This is a genomic window from Streptomyces otsuchiensis (genome assembly GCF_004305975.1).
Lineage (GTDB): Bacteria > Actinomycetota > Actinomycetes > Streptomycetales > Streptomycetaceae > Streptomyces > Streptomyces otsuchiensis.
In genome coordinates this window covers 1-539 of record NZ_BHZI01000591.1, presented here as the reverse complement: position 1 = coordinate 539, position 539 = coordinate 1, and the positions used below count along the sequence as shown (strand labels likewise).

Annotated in this window: 1 protein-coding gene; it reads right to left on the bottom strand. The window is 80.7% G+C overall.

The features are described from left to right. Positions 1-477, bottom strand: a 477-nt coding sequence (locus E0D90_RS25990; protein ID WP_369008446.1) for a nucleoside-diphosphate sugar epimerase/dehydratase, incomplete at its 3' end; no start/stop codon positions are given. Between the last annotated feature and the right edge of the window lie 62 nt (positions 478-539).

The window sequence follows — 539 nt, the reverse complement described above, 5'->3', positions numbered from 1 at the left end:
GGAGGAGGGCGCGGGGACGGTCGGCGGCCGGTCCTGCGGCACGACCAACGCCACCGGCCGCATCCCGTACTCGGGGTGCCCACGCAGCGCGGACGCCAGCGCCGGCCCGCCCTCGCCCGCGGCGACCACCAGCGCCGAACGCGGGTTGGCCCGCAGCGCACGGCGCCGCAGCGCACGCACCGCGGAGCGCGCGGCACAGGCCGCGACGGCGTGCCCGGCGACCGCGGCCGTCAGCGCCGCCGCACCGGCCTGCGCGGCCGGGCCGACGGCGGCCACCGCCGCGCAGCCGGCGCACCAGGCGAGCAGGGTGTGACCGGCCAGCCGGGGCAGCTCACCGAGCCCGGTGGCCAGCGGGCTGGGCCCGTAGAGGCCGCCCCAGCGGTGCAGGACGACCAGGACCAGCAGCACGGGGAGGACCAGCGCCGAGGTGGCGGCGGTCGTTCCCACCAGCAGCAGCCCGACGGCCACGGTGGTCACGGCGTCGACGGCGAACAGGGCGAAGGCCAGCGTCCCTCGCCTCGGCCGCCCGCCCCGTGGCC